Raw genomic sequence first — 23,719 nt, 5'->3', positions numbered from 1 at the left:
TCATGATGTCTCTATATCAGAAATAATAATCCAAATCCGAACAAAATAACACCGCCGAGCGCCTCGCCATATCCTCCGAGCGAGCGGCTGACGTGCCGTCCCAGCATCAGCCCCATCACGCTCATCAGCCCTCCGGTCAGCCCGAACAGCATCACGGTGACGAATAGGTGCGACGAGAACATGCCGAGCGATACCCCTACGGAAAAGGAATCAATGCTTACGCTGAACGAAAATACGAGCATCCCCCAGACGGTTCGGTGATCGATCGAGTCTACCGATTCCCCGCGCAGCGAGCTGTACACCATATGCCCGCCCAGCAGCAGCAGCAGCGCTCCCGCCGCCGAAGTCGCGATGCCTCCGAGCAAAGTGCTCACGTATTGCCCCATCAGCATGCCTCCAAGCGGCATGACGACGTGGAACAGGGCGATGATCGTGCTTAGTCTAGCCACGTCGCGACGCCGTATGCCCTTCAGACCGATGCCGATGCCCAGAGAAAAAGCATCCATGCCCAGCGCCACCGCCATGACGAGGATCGTCAGCATTTGCCCGGCCGCGATGGACCAGTCCGTCATTGCTTGTCCCTCCCCTCGTAGCGCGGAATCCCGCCGCATCTCCATATACCCGTTATATGCGGACGAGTTGGGGATCATGCGTTTTGAGTGGGGGACAAGAGCAGCTCGCCGACGATCTACACGTGAAGAACGCGTCCGCCGGCGGCTTTGCGCAAGCGATTCATCAGCGCGGCCCCGATGCCGCGTTCTTCGTAGCCTTCCGCGACGATGAAGTCCAATCCGCGATCGTCGCATTCGCGCAGCAGCGCGTAGAGCGATTGCGCGGCAAGCTCCGGCTCGCTCCGGGAGCCGCAGTCGAGCACCGCGTCCGCCTCGTAGCGCGGCGCATGCTCGGAGCTTGCGAGCACGCCGACGCGCAAGCCTCGCGCCTTCGCCTCCGTTACCTGCGCTTGAACGGCGGCGATCATTGCCGCCGGATTCCCGGCAACGAGCAGGAGTTCGCCTTTAGGCGCGTAGTGCGCGTATTTGACGCCGGGCGACCTCGGCGCATGCTCCTGCGGAGCGGCGGCTTCGCCGGTCCCGCTATCGGAGCCGAAGACCGATACTCGCTCGCCCACCGCTTGCTGCAGCATCTCGCGGGTTACGCCGCCCGGTCTAAGGATATGGATTCGATCGCCCGCCGCTTGCACGACCGTCGATTCCAATCCGACGCCGGTCGGGCCGCCGTCGAGCAGGCCGTCGATCCGACCGTCCAAGTCCTCGCGCACATGCGCGGCAAGCGTCGGGCTCGGCCTCCCCGAACGGTTCGCGCTCGGCGCGGCGATCGGTCGGCCCGACGCCGCGATCAAACGGCGCGCGGTCTCGTGCGCGGGCACGCGCACCGCTACCGTATCGAGCCCCGCGGTCACGAGCGGCGATACGGCGCCTTCGCGAACGGGAAGCACGAGCGTCAGCGGCCCCGGCCAGAACGTCTCCATAAGCCGACGTTCGACGTCGCTTACCTGCTTCGCCAGCCGAAGGGCCGCCGAAGCGTCCTCCACATGCACGATCAGCGGATTGTCGGACGGCCGCCCCTTCGCGGCGAATATCCGCCGAACCGCTTCCGTGTTGCCCGCATCTCCGCCGAGGCCGTACACCGTCTCGGTCGGAAACGCGACGATGCCGCCTGCGGCGAGCGCCGCGGCGGCTTCATTCAGATCCGCCAGCGCTTCGTCTGCGGACCAATATTTCGTATTCATGCTTGTTTTCCATCCTTGTCGACTGTCCTTGTCCCGTTATTATAGCACATCAGGAGAACAGTCCCGCGATGAACACGAACAGCTTCTGAAGAAGCAGGACGAGGAAGAACATCGGCTTCGGCTTATCTTGCTCCCCTTCATCGCCTATCTTAACGCTCGCAACCCCCGACTTGAGGCTTGCAGGCGCAACTTTAGCGTCCGAGTCCGGATCTTCCGCCGTTGCGGCCGTCAGGCACATCGGAGGAAACAGCACGCACCACCAGTTGGACCCTTCACCGTCGCCGAGCGTAATGCGAAGCGCTTCGTATTCGCCGGCCGGATAGCTCGTCCCCTCGAACGATTTTTCCGGGAAAGGAACGTCGGCCAACTCTACTACGCCTTTATAGTCGACATCATGCTCCTTAAGCTCGGCGTTCACCAGCTTCTGCAGCTGTTTCATATGCCGGCGGATAAAGCTTTGCGCCGCGTCGTGCGTAGCCGGCATCTCTCCCCACGCGCCGATCGCCCGGGATACCCTCTCGCGCACGTCTTGCTTAACGGCTTGATCGAAGCCGCTGTCGGAGCTCGCGATAATCCGAATCCGAATCGCGTCTTCGGGTATGGTCACTGACACTTGGGCAGACGCGAAACGCCCGAAAGCGGCGCATAAACCGATAGACAATACAAAACCGAGAATAATGGCTTTAACGATAATAATAGATTTGGATGATAGCGAATGATATTGAACGCGCATAGATTGATCTCTCCCCGGGCACCCGTCGGCGCCGATCTATGCGTTCCGGAACGTCATATCCACAGTATGTCCGGGGTTCGCAAACGATAAACCTAGCATTCGCCATCCGCGAATCTCGAAGTTCGAATTCTACTTGTCGCAATAGACTCTATGCCCCATAATTTGGGTTGAACGCCGTTCGACTATTGCGTGCTGCCGGAGAACCGGGGGGATAATGCTTGCGTAAATGGTATATCTATCTGCTATCGATCGGATGCGCCGTCATCTTGTATTTCACCGTTTTCTATACGATCAAAGTATTGAACGCCGGGCTTGTCGGGCCGGGAGAGCCGAGCGATCCGGACGGCGGCTACCGGTTCGTCCTCATCACGAGGGAGCGCGATACGCCGTTCTGGAACCAGGTCAAGGACGGAGCGCTCGCTTCGGCGAAGCGCAACGGCGTCAGCTTGGAGGCGTGGGAAAGCTACAACCGGAACGAAGACGAATTCATGAAGAACTTGGATATCGCGATCGCCTCCAAGGTGGACGGCATTATCGTGCAAGGACTGGATACGCTCGAGTTCAAGGAGCTGACGATGTACCGGGCGACGGAAAGCGGCATCCCCGTCATTACGGTGGCGAACGACGTGCCGATGAACGAAAGCCTGCGCAAAACCTACGTCGGCTCGAACCACTACGAAGCGGGACAGATGATCGCCCGCCAACTGCTGTCCGACATGGGCTTCTCGGGCAAAGTCGTCTTGATGGCCGCGGACCGGCAGGAGGAGTTCCAGCGCTCCCGATTGAACGGCATCATCGACGCGCTCGGCGGCTACCCGAATATTCGGATGGAGATCGTCGCGACGGGAACGACAAGGGAACAGATCGTTCAGGCAACTAGCCAGTACATGAACCAGCAACCCGACATCGAAGCGTTCATCACGACGACGGGCAGCAACGTAAGCGCTGTCATTCAAGAGCTGGGCAGACGTTCGAAGGTGGAGCCCTACTACATCTACTCGTTCGACGATAACCCGGAAGCTTTAACTTTGCTGAATCAAGGCAAGATCGACGCCCTGATCGCCCAGTCTCCCGAAGCGATGGGCCAGGAAAGCGTCGATCTGATGGTGCGCTGGCTGAAGGGCGAGCTGCTTCCGCTCAATTCCGACGGCTATTATACGGATATTCGGGTGCTGAAAGCGGGGTCTGCCGATGAATAGCATTCAGAAGAAAATATTGCTGTTGTCCGCGATCGTCCTATTCAGCATGACGTTCATCTGGGGGCTGCTGACTTACTACAATCAGCAAACCCAAGAGCGCTACAACCGCATCCTTCAGCGCTACTTGAGAATGAACGAGGTTACCGGACTCAGCCAGCATACGGTAACCGCGCTGAACAACTATTTGCTCGCCCCCTCCAACTCGCTGCTCCATGACCTCGATACGAGCAAAGCTCAGCTCCTTCAAGCCAAACGGCTCGTCGCGGAGCTCAAGAACAAAGACAACGAATTCACGCTCGCCAACTATATGAACATGATCGACAGCTTGCTCGACGCCACCGAGCTCTCCCTGATGTTTTTCGGCCAGAAGAACAACGAAGCCGCCACGATCCGCTTCTCGGACGCCACGCGCATCTCCCAATATATCGCCGAGACGACGCTCACGCTGATCGACAAGGAATTGAAGACGTACGACGACTTCTACCGCGGCATTATCAAGCAGTCCGATGCGCTGAAGAAGCTCGGCTTCCTCATTCTCGGGCTGATCACCGTCCTGTTGCTGCTCTTCGCGTATTGGTTCTCGCTCGGCATGACGCGTCCGATCCAGAAGCTGATTTTCGCCGCCAGGGAGCTGTCTAGGGGGCGGTTCGACCTGAAGATCGACGTCCAGTCCAACGACGAGATCGCGTTCCTGGCTAAAACCTTCGACCGGATGCGCATAGACATTAACAATCTGATCTCCGAAATCCAGCATACGGCCCAACTGGAAATCGAGCTGCAGGAGAACCGGCTGCATCTGAAGGAAAGCCAGCTCCGCAGCTTGCAAAGCCAGATTAATCCGCATTTCCTGTTCAACACGCTGGATACGCTGTCGAAGAAAGCTTTCCTGGAAGGCTCCCGGCAGACGAGCGACCTGATCGTGAGCGTAGCCGGTCTCCTGCGTTATAACCTGCGGCATCTGGACCGCGCGGTTACGCTCCGCGACGAGCGGGACGTGCTCCTCAAGTACATCGAAATCCAGAGAGCGAGATTCCCCGACCGGCTCCGGTTCGTGCTGGAAGTGGACGAAGACTGCCTCCACGTCCCGTTGCCGAGCCTAACGCTTCAGCCGATTATCGAGAACGCCGTGATCCACGGGATCGAGCCTCTCGAGGACGGAGGCACGATTACGTTCCGCGTCTACGACGGCGGGGAATTCGTGGCGGTAGAAATCGAAGACGACGGAGGAGGCATGCCGGAGGAGACCATCCGCCAGCTGTTCGACGGCGGCGGCGATCCCGGGCAAGGCCACTCGACGGGCATCGGTTTCAGCAACGTCGTCCGCCGGTTGAGGCTCTTCTACGGAAGGGATGACGTCATTGACGTGATCAGCATTCCCGGTCAGGGCACGAAGGTGATTATGCGGCTGCCTGCTGCAATCGAGAAAGGAGAATCGGCATGAAGCTGTTGATCGTCGACGACGAGCAGATCGAGAGAGACGGATTGGAAGCGATATTGCGAAGCGGGTTTCCGGACGCGGACATTCGGCAAGCGAAGAACGGCATGAAAGCGATAGAAGCCGTTCCCGAGTTCAAGCCGGACCTGATTCTGATGGATATCAAAATGCCGGGAATAAGCGGGCTCGAAGCGGTGGAACGAATCCGCGAGGACTATCCGGACATGCGGTTTATTATCGTTACGGCTTACGAAATGTTCGATTACGCGAGGAAGGCTCTGAAGCTCGGCGTGGAGGATTTCCTGCTGAAGCCGAGCCGCGCGAGCGAAATCATCGAGTCGGTCGGCAACGTCATCCATCGCATCGTCGCCGAGCGCAGCGAGAAGGACGCGCTGCTGAGCGTCCTTGAAGCCGACGTCGTGACGCAGTTGCTGTTCGATCGCGTGCATGAGGTTCATCTGGACGAGATGCTGGGCATGCTGGGCGGCGATACGACGCGGGAGGCGTTCGTGATGCTGCTTACCCTGTCGCGGGCTCAACCGGCGGAGCACATCTACGGCGCGGTTAAGGAGAAGCTGCGCACGCTCGGCAGCGGATGGATCGGCGCGATGTCCGGCCGGCAAATCCCGCTCATCGTCTTCCGCGAAGCCGGCAAGTCCTATCGGGCTCAAGCCTCTTCTCTGGCGCAGCAGCTTCTCTCGCTGCAGCAGAGAGGCAGCGACTGCTTTATCGGCATCGGCAATCCTTACGGGACGCTCGATCAGATCCGGTTCTCCTACCAAGAAGCGCTCATCGCTTCCGCGGACATGTCGCAGCCGGTCAAATTCCGATTCTACTCGGAGCTTCCTTCCTGGAACGATCGCCGCAACGACTATCAGGAGCAACAGCTCGAGAGGCAGTTTCTCGACCGGATCAGGCTCGGCCGGTGGCCGGAGGTTAGGCATTCGTTGATGTCGCTCATCCAGCGCGGCGAAGATGCCGGTCTTAGCCTGGTCGAGGCTCAGCAAAGGGCGCTGAACGCGTTGTGGCTCATCTCCAGGGTGCTGCTCGAGATGGGCGTCGAAGCGGATAACCCTCTTTTTGCTTACCAATGCCCAGATTACCCTCAGCTTAGAACGGAGACGGACCGCCTGCTGGACCATCTGATGAACGCGATCGCCGCTCGGCAAGACCGCATGGAGCCGGACGTCGTCCAGCGGATCAAGCAGTATATCGTCGCCCACTCCAGCGAAGAGATCTCCCTCGAGACGATCGCGAGGCAGGTAGATTTGAACCCCTTCTATATCAGCAAAATGTTCAAAGAGCAGCTCGGGATCAACTACATCGATTTCTTGACCGAATGCCGGATCGATAAAGCGAAGTCGCTGATGGGCAACCCGGAGCGAAGCTTGAAGGAGATTACGTTCGAGGTCGGCTATAACGATCCGAATTACTTCAGCAAAGTGTTCAAGAAAAGCTGCGGCATGTCCCCGACGGAATACCGCAAGGCGCTTCTCGGGAGCAAAGGTTAGCGAAATCCGGCAGCGCTTAAAAAATTGCAGAAGATCGCAAAAGAATACAGACGCTCCCCTCTCTCCTACGCTTCCTCATTCGTGTTAAATTTCAAATGTAAGCATTTACATTTTGTTAAGGGAGAGAAAAAGATGAACAAAAGATTTACGAAAAGCGGGGTTTTCGCACTCATTCTCGTGTTAGTCTTCATCGTTTCCGCCTGCGGCAGCAATAACAACAACGACAACGCATCGGGCGATACGGGCTCGAAAGCAACGACAAGCGGCTCCTCGGGCGACGCGAAAATCAAAATCGGATTCTCGATGGACACCCTTCAGGAAGAACGCTGGCAGAAAGACCGCGACCTGTTCAAGGCGGCGGCTGAAGCGCAAGGCGCGGAAGTCATCGTACAGGCGGCGAACAGCGACGACGCGAAGCAAATCGCCCAAGCGGAAAGCTTGATCAGCCAAGGCGTCGACGTCCTCGTCGTCATTCCGCACAACGCGGAAGCAACGGCCGCGATCGTCGAGAAAGCTCACGCAGCCGGCATTAAAGTACTTGCTTACGACCGCTTGATCAAGAACTCCGATCTCGACCTATACGTCTCCTTCGACAACGAAAGAGTCGGCGAGATGCAAGCGGAAGCGATCACCAAGCTCGTACCGAAAGGCAAATACGTCTACATCGGCGGCTCCGAGACGGACAACAACGCCCACCTGTTCAAACAAGGCGCGTTCAACATCCTTCAACCGCTCATCGATAAAGGCGACATCCAAGTCGTATACGATCAATTCACGAAAGATTGGAACCCTTCGAACGCGCTGGCCAACATGGAGAACGCGTTGACCGCCAACAGCAACAAGATCGACGCGGTCGTCGCGGCGAACGACGGCACGGCCGGCGGCGTCATCCAAGCGCTTACGGCGCAAGGCATGCAAGGCAAAATCCCGGTATCCGGCCAAGACGCCGAGCTGGCTGCAGCCCAACGCATCGTAGAAGGCACGCAGACGATGACGGTTTACAAGCCGATCAAAGCGCTGGCCGAGAAAGCCGCCGATCTCGCGGTCAAATTGGCTAAGGGTGAAGACGTCGGCGCCGACAAGAAAATCAACAACGGCAAAATCGACGTACCTTCCGTGCTGCTCGATCCGATCGCGGTCGACAAATCGAACATCGATGCCACGGTTATCGCCGACGGCTTCCACTCGAAGGACGACGTATACAAAAACGTAAAATAAGCATGATGGAGCGACGCGGGGAAGCGAGTGAAATCCCAATTTCACGCCGCTTCCCCTTTTCGCCATCGAGAGGTGAGGTAGATGACGGCCGCGTTAGAGATGAGGAACATCACGAAGGAGTTCCCGGGCGTCAAGGCGCTGAACGACGTCACGTTCACCGTGCGCAAAGGCGAGGTTCACGCGTTGTGCGGGGAGAACGGAGCGGGCAAGTCGACTTTGATGAAGGTGCTTAGCGGCCTTTACCCGGCGGGAACGTTCGACGGCGAAATATTGATCGACGGGCAAACGAAGCATTTTCACCGGATCAAGGAAGCGGAAGAAGCCGGCATCGCGATTATTTATCAGGAGCTGGCGCTGGCGAAGAACCTGTCGATCGGAGAGAATCTGTTCCTGGGCCAAGAGCCTAGCAAGTTCGGCATTCTCGATTGGGAGCGGTTATATAAAGAAAGCGAGAGATGGCTTAAGGAAGTCGGCCTCTCGGACGTGAACGCGGAGCAGCTGACGGGAAGCCTCGGCATCGGCAAGCAGCAGCAGGTGGAAATCGCCAAGGCGCTGGCGAAGAACGCGAAGATACTGATATTGGACGAACCGACCGCCGCGCTGACGGAGCAGGAAGTGGACATCCTGCTCGGCATTCTGCGCGAGTTCAAGGAACGCGGCGTTACTTGCATCTATATCTCGCACAAGCTGAACGAAGTGTTCGACATCGCGGACTCGATTACGGTGCTTCGCGACGGCATGACGGTCGGAACGTACCGGACGAACGAAGTGACCGAGGATCAGATCATCTCCATGATGGTCGGCCGCGAGCTCAAGGAGCGGTTCCCGCGCATCGAGGCGATGCCGGGCGATGTCGTGCTCAAGGTACGGAATTATTCCGTTATGAATCCGGATATCCCGGGCAAGAAAGTGATCGACGACGTGTCCTTCGAGGTACGCAAGGGCGAAATTTTCGGCATTGCCGGAATGATGGGAGCCGGCCGCACGGAGCTCGTCATGAGCCTGTTCGGTTCGTATCCGGGACGCAGCACGGGCACGGTCGAGATCGAAGGCAAGCCTGTTCGCATTCAGAATACCGAGCAGGCGATCAAAGCCGGTCTGGCATTAGTATCGGAGGACCGCAAAAAATACGGGCTCGTGCTCGGGATGGACATTAAGAGCAACATGACGCTCGCAAGCCTAAAGTCCGTCTCGTCTGCCGGGTTCATTAACCATAACCAAGAGGTAGCGAACGGGAATTCTTATATCCGGTCGCTTCGGATCAAGGCGAATTCGGTCGAGACGATCGTCGGGACGCTCAGCGGAGGCAACCAGCAGAAAGTCGTGCTCGGCAAATGGCTGCTCACCGCTCCGAAAATTCTCATCGTGGACGAACCGACGCGCGGCATCGACATCGGCGCGAAATACGAAATTTACAACCTGATGAACGAGCTTCTCCGGCAAGGCGTATCCATCATCATGGTCTCGTCCGAGCTTCCGGAACTGCTCGGGATGAGCCATCGGATCATGGTCATCTCCGAAGGGAAGCGCACCGGGGAATTCAAAGCGGAAGAAGCGACGCAAGAGCTGATCATGGCCGCCGCTACGGGAGGAAAAGAACGATGAAACCAAGCAGCGATTTATCACTGGAACAGTCACCGAACACGAGAAAGATCAACTGGTTTAAAGTAGACGTCCGAGCTTATACGATGATCGGAGCTTTGCTGATCATCTGGGTGTTATTCGGCTCGTTGGAAGAAAGATTTCTGTCGGCGACCAACTTGTCCAACTTGTTCCTTCAGATGTCTTCGACCGCGATATTGGCCATCGGCATGGTACTCGTTATCGTTGCCGGCCATATCGATCTGTCCGTCGGTTCCTTAGTCGGGTTGACCGGCGGCATCGCGGCGATGCTCAACGTCTGGTACGACTGGAACACGGTGCCGGTCATTATCGCGACCGTCGCGATCGGCGCGGCGATCGGCTTCATTCAAGGCTGGATCATCGCTTATCGGGCGGTGCCGGCGTTCATCGTGACGCTAGGCGGCATGCTCATGTTCAGGGGCATCCTGTTCGGATCGACGGGCAGCGTCACCATTGCGCCATTATCCCCTTCGCTCAGGACGCTCGGTCAGGAATACACCACCGATATTATCGGGTGGATCATCGGCGGCGCGGGACTGCTGCTCGCGGGTTATCTCGCGCTTCGCAAGCGGGCCTCCCGCATCCGCTACGGCTTCGCCGTCGAGCCGAACTCGGTCAGCATGCTGCGTCTGCTGCTGATCGGCGCGCTTATCCTTGGCTTCGTTTACTTGATGAACAGCTATAAGGGGATTCCGGTGCCGTTCCTCATGGTCGTCGTTCTGGCGCTGATCTTCACGTTCATCTCCAAGAACACGACGTTCGGCCGCCAAATCTACGCGATCGGCGGCAACCCGGAAGCCGCGCGGCTGTCCGGCATCAACATCAAGCGGCGCGTGCTGTACGTCTTCGTTCTTTGTAACACGCTCGCCGCGATCTCCGCGCTCGTATCGACCGCGCGGCTGAGCGCCGCGACGATGAGCTCCGGCCAGAACAGCGAGCTCGACGCCATCGCCGCCTGCGTCATCGGCGGAACGAGCTTGATGGGCGGCTCGGGCACGATCGTCGGCGCCGTCATCGGCGCGCTCGTCATGGCGAGCCTCGACAACGGCATGAGCGTCATGAACATGGAGTCGTTCTGGCAATATATCGTCAAGGGCGGAATCCTCATCCTCGCCGTCTACATCGATATTTACAGCCGTCAGCGGAAGAAAACGGCTTGATCCGAATCGCCTTATACGCACTTAAAGCGGCTCTTCCGCCGGAATAGCGTTATCCCCTATGTTTAAAAGCCGCAAGCCGGTCCCTCGAAGGAGAGATTCGGTTTGCGGCTTTCTGCTAGCATAAGTTTGTCCCAGGCATGCACCGTCGAGGCCGTGCTGCCAGTCGGTTACCATTGTCGACGCTTGATGCGGAACGGTGTGCCGATCCCCCGACTGTGCGGAATACAGTTAGCTGCCCCTAAATCCCGTTAATTCGGCACAATACTTGTACAGAATACATCTCACGCTCGCCTAAAGTGTCGAAAAGCTCATCTAGTGCCAAACGAACTGTACTTCGTGCAGTTGCAAATTGAGGCGGCCATCCATTGAAATTAATGCATCCTGTACATTGATTTCGCCAAAGTGGCCGATAGTGACCGTTACAGCACTGCGATAACATGCCTATCAATGCCCGCGTAATCCTTCACGAAACGGATTTCCGTCCATGTTGCGGCTTCCCGCAGCAGCGCGGCGACGTCTTCCGCTTGTCCCATGCCCACTTCCCATGCGACGACTCGCGGCAACGCGGACAGCGAGGACAGCTGGCTGGCCATCGCGCGGTACGGGTTCAGACCGTCCGTGCCTCCGTCGAGCGCAAGGTGCGGTTCATGGGCGCGAACCTCGCGCTGGAGGCCGGGAATGTCAGCGGACGGAATATACGGCGGGTTCGACACCAATATATCGCTCGGCGGATAGCCGCTTCCCGCTCCCATGAACGGTGTCAGCAAGTCTCCTTGCACGAACGTAATCCGCTCTATGACGCCTAGCTTCGCCGCGTTGTTCCGCGCCATCGCGAGCGCATCCGGCGATAGGTCGGATGCGAATACGCGCCATGCCGGTCGCTCCGCCGCGAGCGTGATCGAAAGCGCGCCGCTGCCGGTGCCAACGTCCAGCACAGCAGGCGCTTGCGAGCCGGGCGGCCATAGCCGATCGCCGAGCTCCAGCACCGCTTCGGCGAGCAATTCCGTCTCCGGCCGCGGGATGAGCACCGCCGGAGTAACCTCGAACCGCCGCCCATAGAAATATTGCTCGCCGACGATATACTGAGCCGGTTCCCCCGCCGCTTTGCGCGCCAGCATCTCCGTCCACGCCGCCCGTTTATTCTCGGGCATCGTCTCCCGCCAATCCAGCAGCAGCTTCGCCTTGCTAATCCCTAGCAAATAAAGAAGAAGAAGCTCCGCGTCCGCGTTCGCTTCTTCTACTCCGGCTTGCCGCAAGCTGTCGGCGCCTCGGCGCAGCACGGCGCCGATCGTCCAATCGTTCGAATTCGCTTGCTCTCTCACAGCCTAATGCCTCCAAGATCAAGTCTCTTACGCTTGACCCATGTTCTCGCGTTCAAGAATTTCCGCTTGCTCGGCCAAGGTCAACGCCTGGACGATCTCGTCCATATCGCCGTTCATGACATAGTCAAGCTTGTGCAGCGTCAGCCCGATCCGGTGATCGGTCACCCGGCTCTGCGGGAAGTTGTACGTGCGGATCCGCTCGCTTCGATCGCCCGTGCCGATCTTCTCGCGGCGTTCGCCGGAAATCTTCGCTTCCTCTTCCTGGCGCTTAATGTCGTAAATGCGCGTCCGAAGCACCTGAAGCGCTTTGTCTTTATTATCGTTCTGCGATTTGCCGTCCTGGCACGTCGCGACGATGCCCGTCGGGATGTGCGTCACGCGAACCGCCGATTTCGTCGTGTTAACCGACTGGCCGCCTGCTCCGCTCGAACAGAACGTATCGACGCGAATGTCTTTGTCGTGGATAACGATGTCGAGCTCTTCCGCCTCCGGCATGACGACGACCGTGGAAGTCGACGTATGAATGCGGCCGCCCGACTCGGTTTCCGGCACGCGCTGCACGCGATGAGCGCCGCTCTCGTACTTCAGCTTGCGGTAGGCTTCCGAACCGCTGACCGAGAAGATCACTTCCTTGAAGCCGCCAAGATCGCTCACGCTCGCTTCCAGCACTTCCGTCCGCCAGCCTTGGCTGTCCGCATACTTGGCGTACATCCGGTACAGCTCCGCCGCGAACAAGTTCGCTTCCTCGCCGCCGGCCGCGCCGCGAATCTCGACGATGACGTCTTTGCCGTCGTTCGGATCTTTGGGCATCAGCAGAATGCGGATCGTCTCTTCCAGCTCGTCGCGCTTCGCGGTCAGCTCTTCGATCTCGAGCTTCACCATCTCGCGCATCTCGTCGTCCAGCTTCTCTCCCTGCATCGCCTTGGCGTCCTGCAGTTGCTCCAACACTTGTTTATATTCTTCGTAAGCGCGATAAGCTTCTTCTAGGCCCGCCTGCTCTTTCGAGTAGGTTCTCAGGCGCGCGGAATCGCTCACCACATCGGGATCGCTCAATAACTCGTTAAGCTTCTCATATCGATCCGCCAACACTTGCAGACGGTCCAGCACTTCTCCTCAACCTCCGTTATATCTGAACATGATTGATCTTAGTATAGCACAGGTTGACGGTTTCGTGACGATGCGATGACTGCCATGGCGAATAACCGAACCGCGCAGAACAGGCCCGGGCATGCCCGGGCCTGTATCTACGAGTCTATATCGTTATTTTCTGATGAAAAACCCGAGCAGCTGCTTCGTATCCGGATCGAATGCCATGACGAGAGGTCCGATCAGCTCGTCGCGGTCCGTCGTATACGTAACCGTAATGACTTCTCCTCCGGCTGCCTTGATCTCCTCAAGCCGTTTCGTCTGCTCATCCGTCTTGCCGAGAATCGCGACATCCGCGGCGCGAACCGCTTCTACCTTCGCATCGTCCTGCTTCGTCGTCAGATGCGCCTTTTCATTCTCCGGCACCAGCGTCCATGCTAGGTCGCGGAACTCCTTAGCGGCTGCGGGAGCCACGGAGGATTGAGCGGCATCCAGCACGACGAGATAGTGCAGCGGGCTTTGCGGCGGCAAGCTCTTCGTCATGATCGGGCCATAGTACGCGCGAACTTTCATGCCCGCCTTCAGATCCTCCCAAGCGACCGACTGTCCTTGCGCGTCGAGGACGGACGTCTCTTTGCCCGCGTTCAGCACCAGCGTCGTCGTTTCTTTACCGTCTTTCGTTTCGCCGAATTCGACCTTCCAGCCGTCATCCGTATGTTCTACCGCTTGGATCGTCGATTCTTGGATCAGTGCTTCCGAGCGGACGTTAAGCGTGGCCGCGTGGGATTGCGGCGGGAAGCTCATCGCCATCATCGGACCGAATTGCGCGATGATCTGTTGACCGGCTTTAAGATCTTTCGCCGCCATCGCCTCGCCGTCCGGTCCGGTCAATTTCGTATCTTGGTCCACGTATAGGATGACCCAGCTTTGAGGCCCCTTGCCGAGCACCTCTACCCGATACTGGTCTTTGTCCTGCTGTACGTCAACGATCACGCCCATCGTCTGCACGTATTCCGCCTCCGACTCGTCTGCGATTTCGTTCAACTCGATTTTATTCCCAAGATAATTGAGGTTATAGCCGAGCACCGGTGCCGCCTCGCGAATCGGCAAGTACGCTTTGCCGTCAATGTATACGGGATGGAGGGACGTCATGTCTCCGTTAATCGATACGGCTACGTCGCCGCGCAGCATGCCGTTTACCTTGCTGACCAACCCTTTCGCGCCGACTGCCGCCGAAGTACCGAGCAGGCCTACCGCCGTAAGCAGGATGATCGCCTTTTTCTTGTTCATGTGATTGCTCCTTTCGTCTTTCCATTCGGTCTGTCTCTGGCAGGATCAGCTTGACCTACCATCCCCTCAGACGCGCGATCACGACTAAAGGTTGCATGCGCGCCTACTCATGCGACGAACGACCTAATACGCCTACTCGCACCTGCGACGAGCCACCTCTCATGCCTGCGACAACTCGCCTCGCTCGCCGCTCTGTACGATATTTCATACAAACAACCACCTACAAACCACCCCTGCCCGCGCAAAAAAAGCCAAGCTGGTTTAAACCGGCTTGGCTTTAATCGCTTTAGCGATTATACGTTGAACAAGAAATGCATGACGTCCCCGTCGTTGACGACGTACTCTTTGCCCTCTAGACGAACGAGGCCCTTCTCTTTGGCTGCTTTCATCGAACCGGAGCTGACCAAGTCCCTGTACGAGACGCATTCCGCCCGGATGAAGCCGCGCTCGAAGTCGGAGTGAATGACGCCCGCCGCTTGCGGCGCCTTCATTCCTTTGCGGATCGTCCATGCGCGAACCTCTTGGACGCCGGCCGTGAAATACGTGAATAGGCCCAGCAGCTTGTAGGATGCGCGGATGAGGCGATCGAGGCCGGATTCGGTAAGGCCAAGCTCCTCGAAGAAGAGCTGCTTGTCTTCGCCCTCCAGCTCGGCGATCTCGGATTCCACCTTCGCGCTGATATGCACTACCTCGGAGCCCTCGGCGGCAGCGAATTCGCGTACTTGCTGTACGTACGGATTGCTGTCGGCGTTCGCCGCTTCGGTCTCGCTGACGTTGCACGCGTACAGCACCGGCTTCATCGTAAGAAGATGCAAGTCGCGTACGAGCAGCATTTCCTCCGGCGTCAGCTCGACGCTTCTCGCCGGCTTCTCGTTATGAAGCGTAGCGTGAATCCGCTCGAGCACCTCCAGCTCCTGCGCGACTTTCTTGTCGCCGCCCTTCAGGTTCTTGCGCGTGCGCTCGATCCGCTTATCGACGGAATCGATGTCGGTCAAGATGAGCTCGAGGTTAATGACCTCGATATCGTTGATCGGATCGATCTTGCCCGAGACGTGCGTAATATTCTCGTCTTGGAAGCAGCGAACGACGTGAACGATCGCGTCCACCTCGCGGATGTTCGCGAGGAATTTATTGCCCAGGCCCTCGCCGCGGCTTGCGCCCTTGACGAGACCGGCGATATCCACGAATTCGTACGCGGTCGGCACGATCCGGTTCGGATTGACGAGCTCCGCAAGCTTCTGCAGCCGTTCGTCCGGAACTTCTACGACGCCGACGTTCGGGTCGATCGTACAGAACGGATAGTTCGCGGATTCCGCGCCCGCCTGGGTAATTGCATTAAATAAGGTAGACTTCCCGACGTTGGGAAGCCCGACGATTCCGCACGACAATGCCATTCCATTAACACTCCTGATTTCTTGCGACCCTCGCGAATCCATGCGCCAAGATCGTCAAGCTGTTCAATTCTCACGCCATTATACAAGAACGGCGGCGTAACGTCCACAGATAGCGCCCCGAACGCCGTCATTCGCCTTCATTGAGATTCAGCGGATCGTCCCCGAGCCGTTCGTCGATTTCTTCGGGACTTAACGCGCCTTTGGCCTCGTCGGGCAGCGCGACGGAGCGCGATTGATTCACGTCGCTGTATGAGCCCGACAACATCGTCTGCACGGTCGTCGGCTTCCCGGCTTCCAGCTCCAACGACAGATCGCTGTCGATCGCGTACGACAACGGCCAACGCTGCTCGGCATCGAGCGTTAGCTCCACTCGGAGCTTGTTGACCTTCAGGCTCTTCTGCATCCGTTCATCCATGGCCGATAAGCCCATCGTGCTTTCCAGAAGCTTAATCGCATAGACGTTCGCCTCCGTTCCGGCACCCTCGTAGCGAACGACTTGCGTACGATTGCCGCCCTCCAGCTTGGCGAATTCGGACAACCCTCCGATCGCCTGCACCGCGTTCCCCGGATCTACTTGATAATCGGATAGCGTAGCCGTGTTCTCGCCCGCGGTCTCGGTCGACAGCTTACTCCATTCCTCGTATTCCGGCGAATACATGTAATACCCTTCCGGAACGATAACCGCCCGTACGACGGACGTCTCTCCGTCGATCGTCGTATGGATCGTCTGGTCCAGCTTCAGCGGTTCGCGCTCCACAAGCCCTTGCATGTCTACCTTCACGTCGGCGGTCGTATCCGGCGTTCCGCTAAGCTTCTGGTCCATTTGCATCTCGAACGCGTACTTCTTCATCTGGACCGCCGCGGATTGCCCCTCGGCCAGCGCGGCGGCAGCGGGGGTGTTGTCGGCTTCCTTCCCGGCACCGCATGCCGCTAGCATGAAGAAAATCGTTCCAATGCCTGCGGCGCGGCGCACACCTGCACGTAACAAGTTCATATCGGCGTTTCCTCCTTGATACAATCGAATCTTCGTCGGTCTCGAACTAACTCGCCCTCATGGATAGCGGGATTCGGCAATGCGCACAATGACGAAAGGAAGGAGGCTGAGAGTAAAATGGAGAACAAATCCCACAAAGGCAATTACAAAGGGACGACGAATATGAAGGCCCGCAATCAGGACATGGCGTTCGTGAACGACACCTTGGAACGAACGAAATCGGTCGCGCCGGTCCCGCAAAAAAACAAAGAAACAGACTAAACCGCCATGCGCGTACGGCTCAATCTGCCTTTAACGGCATGCTCCGTCCGTATCGCCTTTGCATGGCGGACTGAGCATGCCCGACCTAAACGACCCGCCTCGTTAACATTCCCCAAATCAGGCTCTAGCCCGCGCCTTTGCGCCGATTTCTAGCTAATCCGTTAGAATGACTCCCCATCTTCCGCTATCCCATTCGTACCTTTCGGTGTGGCTAATAAATAAAAAAATTTACCAATTCCGATTTCCGCACAACATCTTGATTATTTTTGCGTCTAACCGTTTACATGAACGCAAGGAGGTAATGTACGATGCGCAGAATGGTACCGCTTCTAACCGCGGCTCTTCTCGCGCTCCTCTTGGCTGGCTGCGGCTCTTCCTCGAATAACGACACGAATTCGCCGAGCACGATTCCGGAGACTTCTCCGTCTTCTTCCTCTGAGCAATCACAACCGACAGCTACCAATAGCAGCGAACCGACCGCGGAACCATCGAAGGACAATGCCGAGCAACCGGCCGACAATGCCGAAGTTGCTTTGAAGGACGCGGCCGCGAATATCGTAGAACTGCTCCGCGACCGGGACTTGGCGTCCTTGTCCGACTGGATCGATCCTCGGCAGGGGCTGCGCTTCTCTCCGTATTCGCACATCGATTCAGAGAGCAGCCAGGTTTTCAAGTCCGGCGAATTGCCCGATTTCAAGGATACGAACCTGCTGACTTGGGGAATCGCCGACGGAAGCGGGGAGCCGATCGAGCTCACTTTCCGGGACTATTACGATAAATTCGTCTACAACCAAGATTTTGCCGAAGCGCCTAACGTCACCGTCAATCACACGCTTGCCAAAGGAACGACGCTCTTCAACGGAACCGAAGTTTATCCCGGCGCTTCTTACGTGGAATTCTTCTTTCCCGGCTTCGACGCGCAATTCGAAGGCATGGACTGGCAAAGCCTCGTGCTCGTGTTCGTTCCATCCGGCGAAGACTGGAAGCTTGTCTCCATCGTTCATGGGCAATGGACAACCTAATCTAAGCCTCGCCAACAACGAAGGCCTCTCCCGATCGAGCCGCGACAGCTCTTGGGGAGAGGCCTTCTATTAGGCGTGGCTCGCTTTAGCCGACGCTTGTCGTTGCTGCTTACGGTGCGAGAGGAAGAAGAACGCGTAGGTCAATGCCGCGAACGCCGCGATATAGACCGCCATCACGCCCGCGTTGCTCCGCATCGCCGAGAAGTCGCCGCTTGAGATAATCGCCCGGAATCCGTCGATGGCGTAGGTCATCGGCAACCATGAGCTTACGCTCTGCAGCCAGCTTGGAATCATCTCCAGCGGGAACGTGCCGCCCGAGCTTGTAAGCTGGAAGATGAGCAGAATGATCGCCAGAAAACGTCCCGGATTGCCCATCGTGGCAACAAGCAGTTGAATGATGCTCATGAACGTCACGCTAGTCAGAATACTGAACAGCACGAACGACGGCAAGCTCCTTACTTCCAATCCGATGCCGTAGAACAGAACGGCGTCCGCGATTAACGCCTGAAGCGTTCCGATCAACACCAACGTCATCGTTTTGCCGGCGAACCAGCTCCACGCGTTCCGAGGCGCGACGGCCGGTTCCTTCACGGAATAGACGACCGTCAGCAATAACCCGCCTACGAACAACCCGAGCGACAAGAAGTAAGGCGCGAATCCCGTTCCGTAGTTTGCGACCTCCGTCGTCTTGACGACGTCAAGTCCGACAGGACTGGCGAACATGTCGATAACGCCGTCCGTGCCGTCTCCGCTAATGCCGGAAGTCTGTTTCGCCGCGTCGCTAAGCTTGCTGGACAGCCGGTCCGTGCCGTCGGCGAGCTTGATCAGGCCGCTGGCGATGTCCGACGCGCCTTGATCCAGCTTGCTCGAGCCGTCCGCGATCCCTTGAAACTTGTCCGACAGCTCGCTCATGCCTTTGTTCAACTGAGCCGCACCCGTATGCAGTTGCTCAGCTCCGGATGCCAGATGCTTGCCTCCGTCCGTTGCCTCGCCCAGCTTGTCTCCGAACGCCGTCAAGCCGCCAGCCAACTGGTGCACACCGTCTTTTAGCGTATCGGCGCCGGCTGCGAGCTTCTCTTGCCCTGCTTGTGCGTCGGCCGCGCCTGTGGCGAGTTGCTTGCTGGCGGCAAGCAGTTGCTTAAAGCTTGCATCGTCCGCGAGCTCAGGCTTCGCCTCGGCAAGCTGCGACAATCCTGCGGACAGCGCCGCGGCGCTCGATTGCAGCTTGGCAGCGCCTGCCGCGGACACATCCAACCCGTCTGCCAACGCTTGCGCGCTTTGGTCGACATCGCCGGCACCGCTCGCCAGTTGCGCCTTCGCTTCATTCAACTGCGCCAAACCATCGGCAAGGGCGGCACTCCCCTCCCGAGCGTCCGCCGCGCCTGTCGTCAATGCGCTCGCCCCCGACGCCAGCTTATCGATGCCTTGCTGCATCGTCTCGGAGCCGGTCGCGAGCTTGTGCAGATTCTCCCTCAGCATAGCCGCGCCGTCCTTCGCGTCGGCTGCCCCCGCAGCAAGCTCGCCCGCCCCGTTGCTCGCGTCGCCCAATCCGTCCGCTAGCGCGGACATTTCGTCCAGCACCGTGCGGGCATACGCTCTAGTCACTTCTTGGCTTAACTCCGTTCTCATCCGCTCTACGACGTTGTTGCCGATTTGCGAAGCGAGGAAGTTGCTGCCCTCGTCTTTCAAGAATACGATTTCGGCAGGCGAAGGCTGTTCCGTCGTCAGCGTCGCCGTCTTCGCGGAGAAGTCCGCCGGAATCTCGATCGCCATGTAATAGGAATGATCGCTCAATCCCTTCTCTGCCTGTTCCCGTCCGACGAATTGCCAATCGAAGCTGGCATTCTGCTTGAGCTCGTCCGCGAAATCTTGCCCGATCCGAATCGTCTTTCCGTCGGTCACCGTCCCGGCATCCGCGTTCACGACGGCAACCGGTAGCTTATCCATGTTGCCGTAGGGGTCCCAGAACGCTCCGAGGAACATGCCGCTGTACATCACGGGAATCATCAGCACCCCCGCGACCGGTATCAACGTCCTCGGATGGCGGACGATCGCCGCTACTTCTTGCGCGAATTGCTTTAACCCTTTCATTAAGCATCTCTCCTGATTGACTAAAATGTTCATTTGGTCATTCTATTGGACATAAAAACGGTAAGCACCCTTACCGTCGGCTTGATACTCTTATTGAGGCGCGATGCCGTCCATCAGATACGAACGGAAAATATCCGTCATGCTCTCTTTGTCCAGCGGCTCGTTCGACTTCGGCCATTCCGTCGCGAGCGCGAAGTAGAGCTTCACCAGGATGAACGCCGTCAGCCCGGGATCGCACGGCTTCAGCTCGCCTTTCTCGACCGCGGTCCCGATCTTGACCTCGATATAACCGAGCAGCGCGCGCTCGATTCGGTTCAACCCTTCGGTCGCTTTCGGCGTGCCCATGTCCCGCACTTCCTGCACCATCTTGTGCGCCAGTTGATGCTTCTCGCGATAATCGAGCATGCGGCTTAGAATCCGGCTTAAATTATCGAAGAACGTTCGCCCGGGATCGTATTCTTGGTCGGCTACCCGCTTCATGTCTTGAATGAGCGAATTCATGATTTCGTCGAACAGCTCTTCCTTCGTCGTGAAGAACGTATAGATCGTACCCTTCCCGACGCCCGCAAGCTTCGCCACCTGGTCCATCGTGGTCGCCTTGTAGCCGTACAAGGCGAACGATTGCGTTGCCGCGTCCACGATCAGCTTGCGACGGTCGATCGACATGCGCATCCGCCTCCGTTTCATTGATTGACCAAAAACCATTTTCGGTCACTCGGTCATAGACACTATATTATCACCGTTACTTTCGGTTTGCAACAGCGACCGGAAGAGCGTTAGCAATCAACAATGAAATTGTTTGCTTGAAAAAACATCGGAAGTACATTGTCCAAATGTAATGATATTCATGCTCGGCTTAGAATGATGTCATGATTAAGAAAAACCGCCAAAGAAGTTCACGCTCGGATCGGTCGTGCATGCTCGTCTCAACCGCTGAAGTACCGTTGCAATCCCTCCTTGCAGTTCTCCCGGCATGCGCTTTTGGCGCCAAAGGCGGCGTGCGTCAGGCGTACAGGATGGACGACCCTCCCCCTTCCGTCGCTGCACCGGGGGTTCGCACACTTTGTCCTCCACTGGCGTCGCTGCACCGGGGGTTCGCACACTTTGTCCTCCACCGGAGTCGCTGCACCGGGGGTTCGCACACTTTGTCCTCCACTGGCGTCGCTGCACCGGGGGTTCGCACACTTTGTCCTCCACTGGCGTCGCTGCACCGGGGGTTCGCACACTTTGTCCTCCACTGGCGTCGCTGCACCGGGGGTTCGCACACTTTGTCCTCCACCGGAGTCGCTGCACACCTGCCATTCTGCAGATAATCCTACTCGAAAGCGCTCGTTTATCCCCCCATCCTGCAAAATTACAGGTATTAGTCCTGCAAACACTCAATGGAGTCACGCGGCTAGCTATCACCTGCACATTTGCATTTATTGAATTAACACCTTACCGGGTCTATGAAATAACTGTACTCTCGCAGGTTCTCGCAGGTTCTCGCAGGTTCTCGCAGGTTCTCGCAGGTTCTATTGGTTGGCAGAGAGAGTGGGTGACAGAGGTCCAATTCACTCCGTCGCTGCGAGGACGTATTCACGGTCACACGATAGCGACTATCACGCTAGCACCTACGAATATACCCCCGGGTATGTCCGCTTTACGATCCGTGCTCATCCCACACCACCCGATTGAAATAGGCAGCTTCTAACCCCCCATTTTATACTTTCTGATAGGTCAAAGAAAAAACTGCCGCGATGTCGCGGCAGCTTCTCGTTAACGCTCTTACAGTTGGCCTTGGATCTTCGCTTGCAGCGCGGCCTTCGATTGCAGACCGACAAGCTTGTCGACCGGTTGGCCGTCCTTGAACAGGATCAGCGTAGGAATGCTCATCACGCCGAATTGGCTTGCGAGCTCAGGCTCTTCGTCGACGTTGACTTTCGCGATCGTCGCTTTGCCTTCAAGCTCGGAGGACAGCTCCTCTACGATCGGAAGCTGCATTTTGCAAGGTCCGCACCAAGGTGCCCAGAAGTCAAGAAGGGAAACGCCTTGCGATACGGTGTCTTTAAAATTTTCTTTCGTCACAGCTACTGCCATGGTTCATCTCTCCTTATCGCTATATCGGAATGTATTAAAGCTTATGATGGTCGGGTAGTCCCGCTGCACCCACTATGGAATTCCGGCCTTGGCCTCGATCTGCGACAGCATCCGCCCGATCGTAATCGTCTCGAGGTATGCCTCAAGCTGTTGGTCCGCTCCGCAGAATACCGCGTTCATCACGTCCTGCATATTAGAGCCGACGACGCAATCCATCTCCGGATTGCCGCTGCACCAGCCGGGCGCAAGCGAACCTGCCGCCAAGGCGCGATACACGCTCGCGAGCGTAATCGACTGCGGATCGGCGACCAGCCTGTAGCCGCCTCCCGAGCCTTCGCGCGTCTCGATATAACCGTTCTTGCGCAGAACGCTCATCACTTTGCGGACTCTAGCCGGGTTCGTGCATACGTTGCTGGCGATCTCCTCGCTGGAAGCCATGCCATCCGGTCGATGGGCCAACAGCACAAGGCCGTGGACAGCAATAATGAATTCACTGTTCATGCAGAGCGCCTCCCCCATCGTTACTGTAATATTATCAGTTACAGTTGCGACTGTCAAGGTCTCCGTTCGCGGAGCGCGCCAGACGTTATAAGAACCCTGTTAGTATGCCCGAGCACGGCGGTTAGAAATCAAAGTTGTCCGGGTCCGCGCCGAAACGGCGGTTCTCGTTCAAGGCGTCGATGCGCACCACGTCCTCCGGTTCAAGCGTAAAATCGAATACGCCGGCGTTCTCGCGAATGCGCTCCGGCCGCACCGACTTCGGAATCGTGACGATGCCGAGCTGCAATTGCCAGCGAATCGCGATCTGCGCGGGCGTCTTGCCGTACTTCGCAGCCAGCTCCGCCAGAAGCGGCAAGTCGAGGTTGCCGTTCATGAGCGGGCGCCACGATTCCGGTTGAATGCCTTCCTTGCGGCAGAACGCCAGCAGCTTCTTCTGCGTGAGCAGCGGATGCAGCTCGACTTGGTTTACCATCGGCTTGATGCGGCACTCGCCCATCAAATCCTCTAGATGATGGATGTTGAAGTTGCTTACGCCGATCGCGCGGATCTTGCCTTGCTCGTACAGGTGTTCCAGCGCGCGGTACGTCTCCTTGTACTTGCCTTTGACCGGCCAATGAACCAGGTAAAGGTCTACGTAGTCCATGTTCAGAAGCTCTATGCTTCTATGGAACGCCGCGATCGTCTTATCGTAGCCCTGCTCGCTGTTCCACACCTTCGTCGTGATGAAAATATCCTCGCGCGGAATGCCGGACGAACGAACCGCTTGTCCGACGCTGTTCTCGTTCTCGTATAGAGCGGCTGTATCGATCGCTCGATATCCCGCTTCTAGGGCGGCGGATACCGCGGTTACCGTCTGATCGCCTTCCGGCGTACGCCATACGCCAAGGCCGAGTTGCGGCATGCGCACTCCGTTCAGCAGCTCGACCGTCTGATCAATCGCTAATTTCAATTCTTTCTCCTCCTTCGTCGAGCCCGATCTCACTCGCCCTCGATCCTTTTCCTCTATTCTATCATTGTATCGTTTCCCGTACACAATTGCCCGCGTTTCGG

21 protein-coding genes are annotated in these 23,719 nt (G+C 57.6%); 8 read left to right on the top strand and 13 right to left on the bottom strand.

Annotation, left to right across the window (positions count from 1 at the left end):
* Positions 1-11: 11 nt before the first annotated feature.
* From COHPA_RS0115730 to COHPA_RS0115720, 3 genes are all read right to left on the bottom strand, one after another.
* Positions 12-572: a manganese efflux pump MntP gene (locus COHPA_RS0115730; protein ID WP_027087118.1), complete on the bottom strand. Its 561-nt coding sequence runs from the start codon at positions 570-572 to the stop codon at positions 12-14.
* Positions 573-688: 116 nt separating this feature from the next.
* The gene (locus tag COHPA_RS0115725) at positions 689-1,750 is read right to left on the bottom strand and encodes an L-threonylcarbamoyladenylate synthase (protein WP_027087117.1); all 1,062 of its coding nucleotides are present in this window, start codon (positions 1,748-1,750) and stop codon (positions 689-691) included.
* A gap of 49 nt (positions 1,751-1,799) precedes the next feature.
* Positions 1,800-2,483 (bottom strand): stage II sporulation protein R, encoded by a 684-nt coding sequence (locus tag COHPA_RS0115720; RefSeq protein ID WP_027087116.1) that lies wholly within the window; start codon positions 2,481-2,483, stop codon positions 1,800-1,802.
* Between the two features lie 218 nt (positions 2,484-2,701).
* Between COHPA_RS0115720 and COHPA_RS0115715 the strand changes: the two genes are divergently transcribed.
* The 6 genes from COHPA_RS0115715 to COHPA_RS0115690 all read left to right on the top strand — a co-directional run bounded on the left by COHPA_RS0115715 (position 2,702) and on the right by COHPA_RS0115690 (position 10,629).
* Complete coding sequence (locus COHPA_RS0115715; protein WP_027087115.1) at positions 2,702-3,682, top strand: substrate-binding domain-containing protein; 981 nt, start codon at positions 2,702-2,704, stop codon at positions 3,680-3,682.
* Positions 3,675-5,123, top strand: coding sequence for a sensor histidine kinase (locus COHPA_RS0115710; protein WP_027087114.1), 1,449 nt, complete (start codon positions 3,675-3,677; stop codon positions 5,121-5,123). Before COHPA_RS0115715 ends, COHPA_RS0115710 begins: the two co-directional genes overlap by 8 nt.
* Positions 5,120-6,628 (top strand): response regulator, encoded by a 1,509-nt coding sequence (locus COHPA_RS0115705; RefSeq protein WP_027087113.1) that lies wholly within the window; start codon positions 5,120-5,122, stop codon positions 6,626-6,628. The genes COHPA_RS0115710 and COHPA_RS0115705 overlap by 4 nt, the downstream gene beginning before the upstream one ends.
* A 132-nt stretch (positions 6,629-6,760) precedes the next feature.
* The gene (gene xylF / locus COHPA_RS0115700; RefSeq protein ID WP_027087112.1) at positions 6,761-7,846 is read left to right on the top strand and encodes a D-xylose ABC transporter substrate-binding protein; all 1,086 of its coding nucleotides are present in this window, start codon (positions 6,761-6,763) and stop codon (positions 7,844-7,846) included.
* Positions 7,847-7,927: 81 nt separating this feature from the next.
* Entirely contained in the window at positions 7,928-9,451 is a 1,524-nt protein-coding gene (locus COHPA_RS0115695) for a xylose ABC transporter ATP-binding protein (protein ID WP_027087111.1), read from the top strand.
* Positions 9,448-10,629, top strand: coding sequence for a sugar ABC transporter permease (locus COHPA_RS0115690; protein WP_027087110.1), 1,182 nt, complete (start codon positions 9,448-9,450; stop codon positions 10,627-10,629). The genes COHPA_RS0115695 and COHPA_RS0115690 overlap by 4 nt, the downstream gene beginning before the upstream one ends.
* A gap of 419 nt (positions 10,630-11,048) precedes the next feature.
* On the opposite strand, the gene prmC is transcribed toward COHPA_RS0115690, so the two are convergent.
* The 5 genes from prmC to COHPA_RS0115665 all read right to left on the bottom strand — a co-directional run bounded on the left by prmC (position 11,049) and on the right by COHPA_RS0115665 (position 16,715).
* Entirely contained in the window at positions 11,049-11,951 is a 903-nt protein-coding gene (gene prmC / locus COHPA_RS0115685) for a peptide chain release factor N(5)-glutamine methyltransferase (protein ID WP_027087109.1), read from the bottom strand.
* 27 nt (positions 11,952-11,978) lie between these two features.
* Entirely contained in the window at positions 11,979-13,058 is a 1,080-nt protein-coding gene (prfA, locus tag COHPA_RS0115680) for a peptide chain release factor 1 (RefSeq protein ID WP_027087108.1), read from the bottom strand.
* 153 nt (positions 13,059-13,211) lie between these two features.
* On the bottom strand, positions 13,212-14,327 hold the full coding sequence (locus COHPA_RS0115675) for a hypothetical protein (protein WP_027087107.1): 1,116 nt from the start codon (positions 14,325-14,327) through the stop codon (positions 13,212-13,214).
* A gap of 293 nt (positions 14,328-14,620) precedes the next feature.
* The gene (gene ychF, locus COHPA_RS0115670; RefSeq protein ID WP_027087106.1) at positions 14,621-15,721 is read right to left on the bottom strand and encodes a redox-regulated ATPase YchF; all 1,101 of its coding nucleotides are present in this window, start codon (positions 15,719-15,721) and stop codon (positions 14,621-14,623) included.
* A 127-nt stretch (positions 15,722-15,848) separates the two neighbouring features.
* Positions 15,849-16,715 (bottom strand): DUF6612 family protein, encoded by an 867-nt coding sequence (locus COHPA_RS0115665; RefSeq protein ID WP_027087105.1) that lies wholly within the window; start codon positions 16,713-16,715, stop codon positions 15,849-15,851.
* 117 nt (positions 16,716-16,832) lie between these two features.
* Between COHPA_RS0115665 and COHPA_RS25860 the strand changes: the two genes are divergently transcribed.
* Together COHPA_RS25860 and COHPA_RS23620 are read left to right on the top strand one after the other, a co-directional pair.
* Positions 16,833-16,976 (top strand): hypothetical protein, encoded by a 144-nt coding sequence (locus COHPA_RS25860; RefSeq protein ID WP_169733271.1) that lies wholly within the window; start codon positions 16,833-16,835, stop codon positions 16,974-16,976.
* Between the two features lie 308 nt (positions 16,977-17,284).
* Positions 17,285-17,998, top strand: a complete 714-nt coding sequence (locus COHPA_RS23620) for a hypothetical protein (protein WP_027087104.1) — start codon at positions 17,285-17,287, stop codon at positions 17,996-17,998.
* Positions 17,999-18,067: 69 nt separating this feature from the next.
* Here the strand turns inward: COHPA_RS23620 and COHPA_RS0115650 are convergent, their stop codons facing one another.
* From COHPA_RS0115650 to COHPA_RS0115630, 5 genes are all read right to left on the bottom strand, one after another.
* A complete protein-coding gene (locus COHPA_RS0115650) occupies positions 18,068-20,089 on the bottom strand; it encodes a YhgE/Pip domain-containing protein (protein WP_027087103.1) in 2,022 nt (673 codons plus the stop codon).
* Positions 20,090-20,179: 90 nt separating this feature from the next.
* Positions 20,180-20,755 carry a TetR/AcrR family transcriptional regulator gene (locus COHPA_RS0115645; RefSeq protein ID WP_027087102.1) on the bottom strand — a complete coding sequence of 192 codons (576 nt, stop codon included), beginning with the start codon at positions 20,753-20,755 and terminating at the stop codon, positions 20,180-20,182.
* 1,101 nt (positions 20,756-21,856) lie between these two features.
* Complete coding sequence (trxA, locus tag COHPA_RS0115640; RefSeq protein WP_027087101.1) at positions 21,857-22,168, bottom strand: thioredoxin; 312 nt, start codon at positions 22,166-22,168, stop codon at positions 21,857-21,859.
* Between the two features lie 72 nt (positions 22,169-22,240).
* Positions 22,241-22,669, bottom strand: coding sequence for an RrF2 family transcriptional regulator (locus COHPA_RS0115635; protein ID WP_027087100.1), 429 nt, complete (start codon positions 22,667-22,669; stop codon positions 22,241-22,243).
* Between the two features lie 121 nt (positions 22,670-22,790).
* On the bottom strand, positions 22,791-23,570 hold the full coding sequence (locus tag COHPA_RS0115630; protein ID WP_051421856.1) for an aldo/keto reductase: 780 nt from the start codon (positions 23,568-23,570) through the stop codon (positions 22,791-22,793).
* Between the last annotated feature and the right edge of the window lie 149 nt (positions 23,571-23,719).

Source organism: Cohnella panacarvi Gsoil 349, from assembly GCF_000515335.1.
GTDB classification, from domain to species: Bacteria; Bacillota; Bacilli; order Paenibacillales; family Paenibacillaceae; genus Cohnella; species Cohnella panacarvi.
This window is presented reverse-complemented; position numbering and strand designations above follow the sequence as displayed.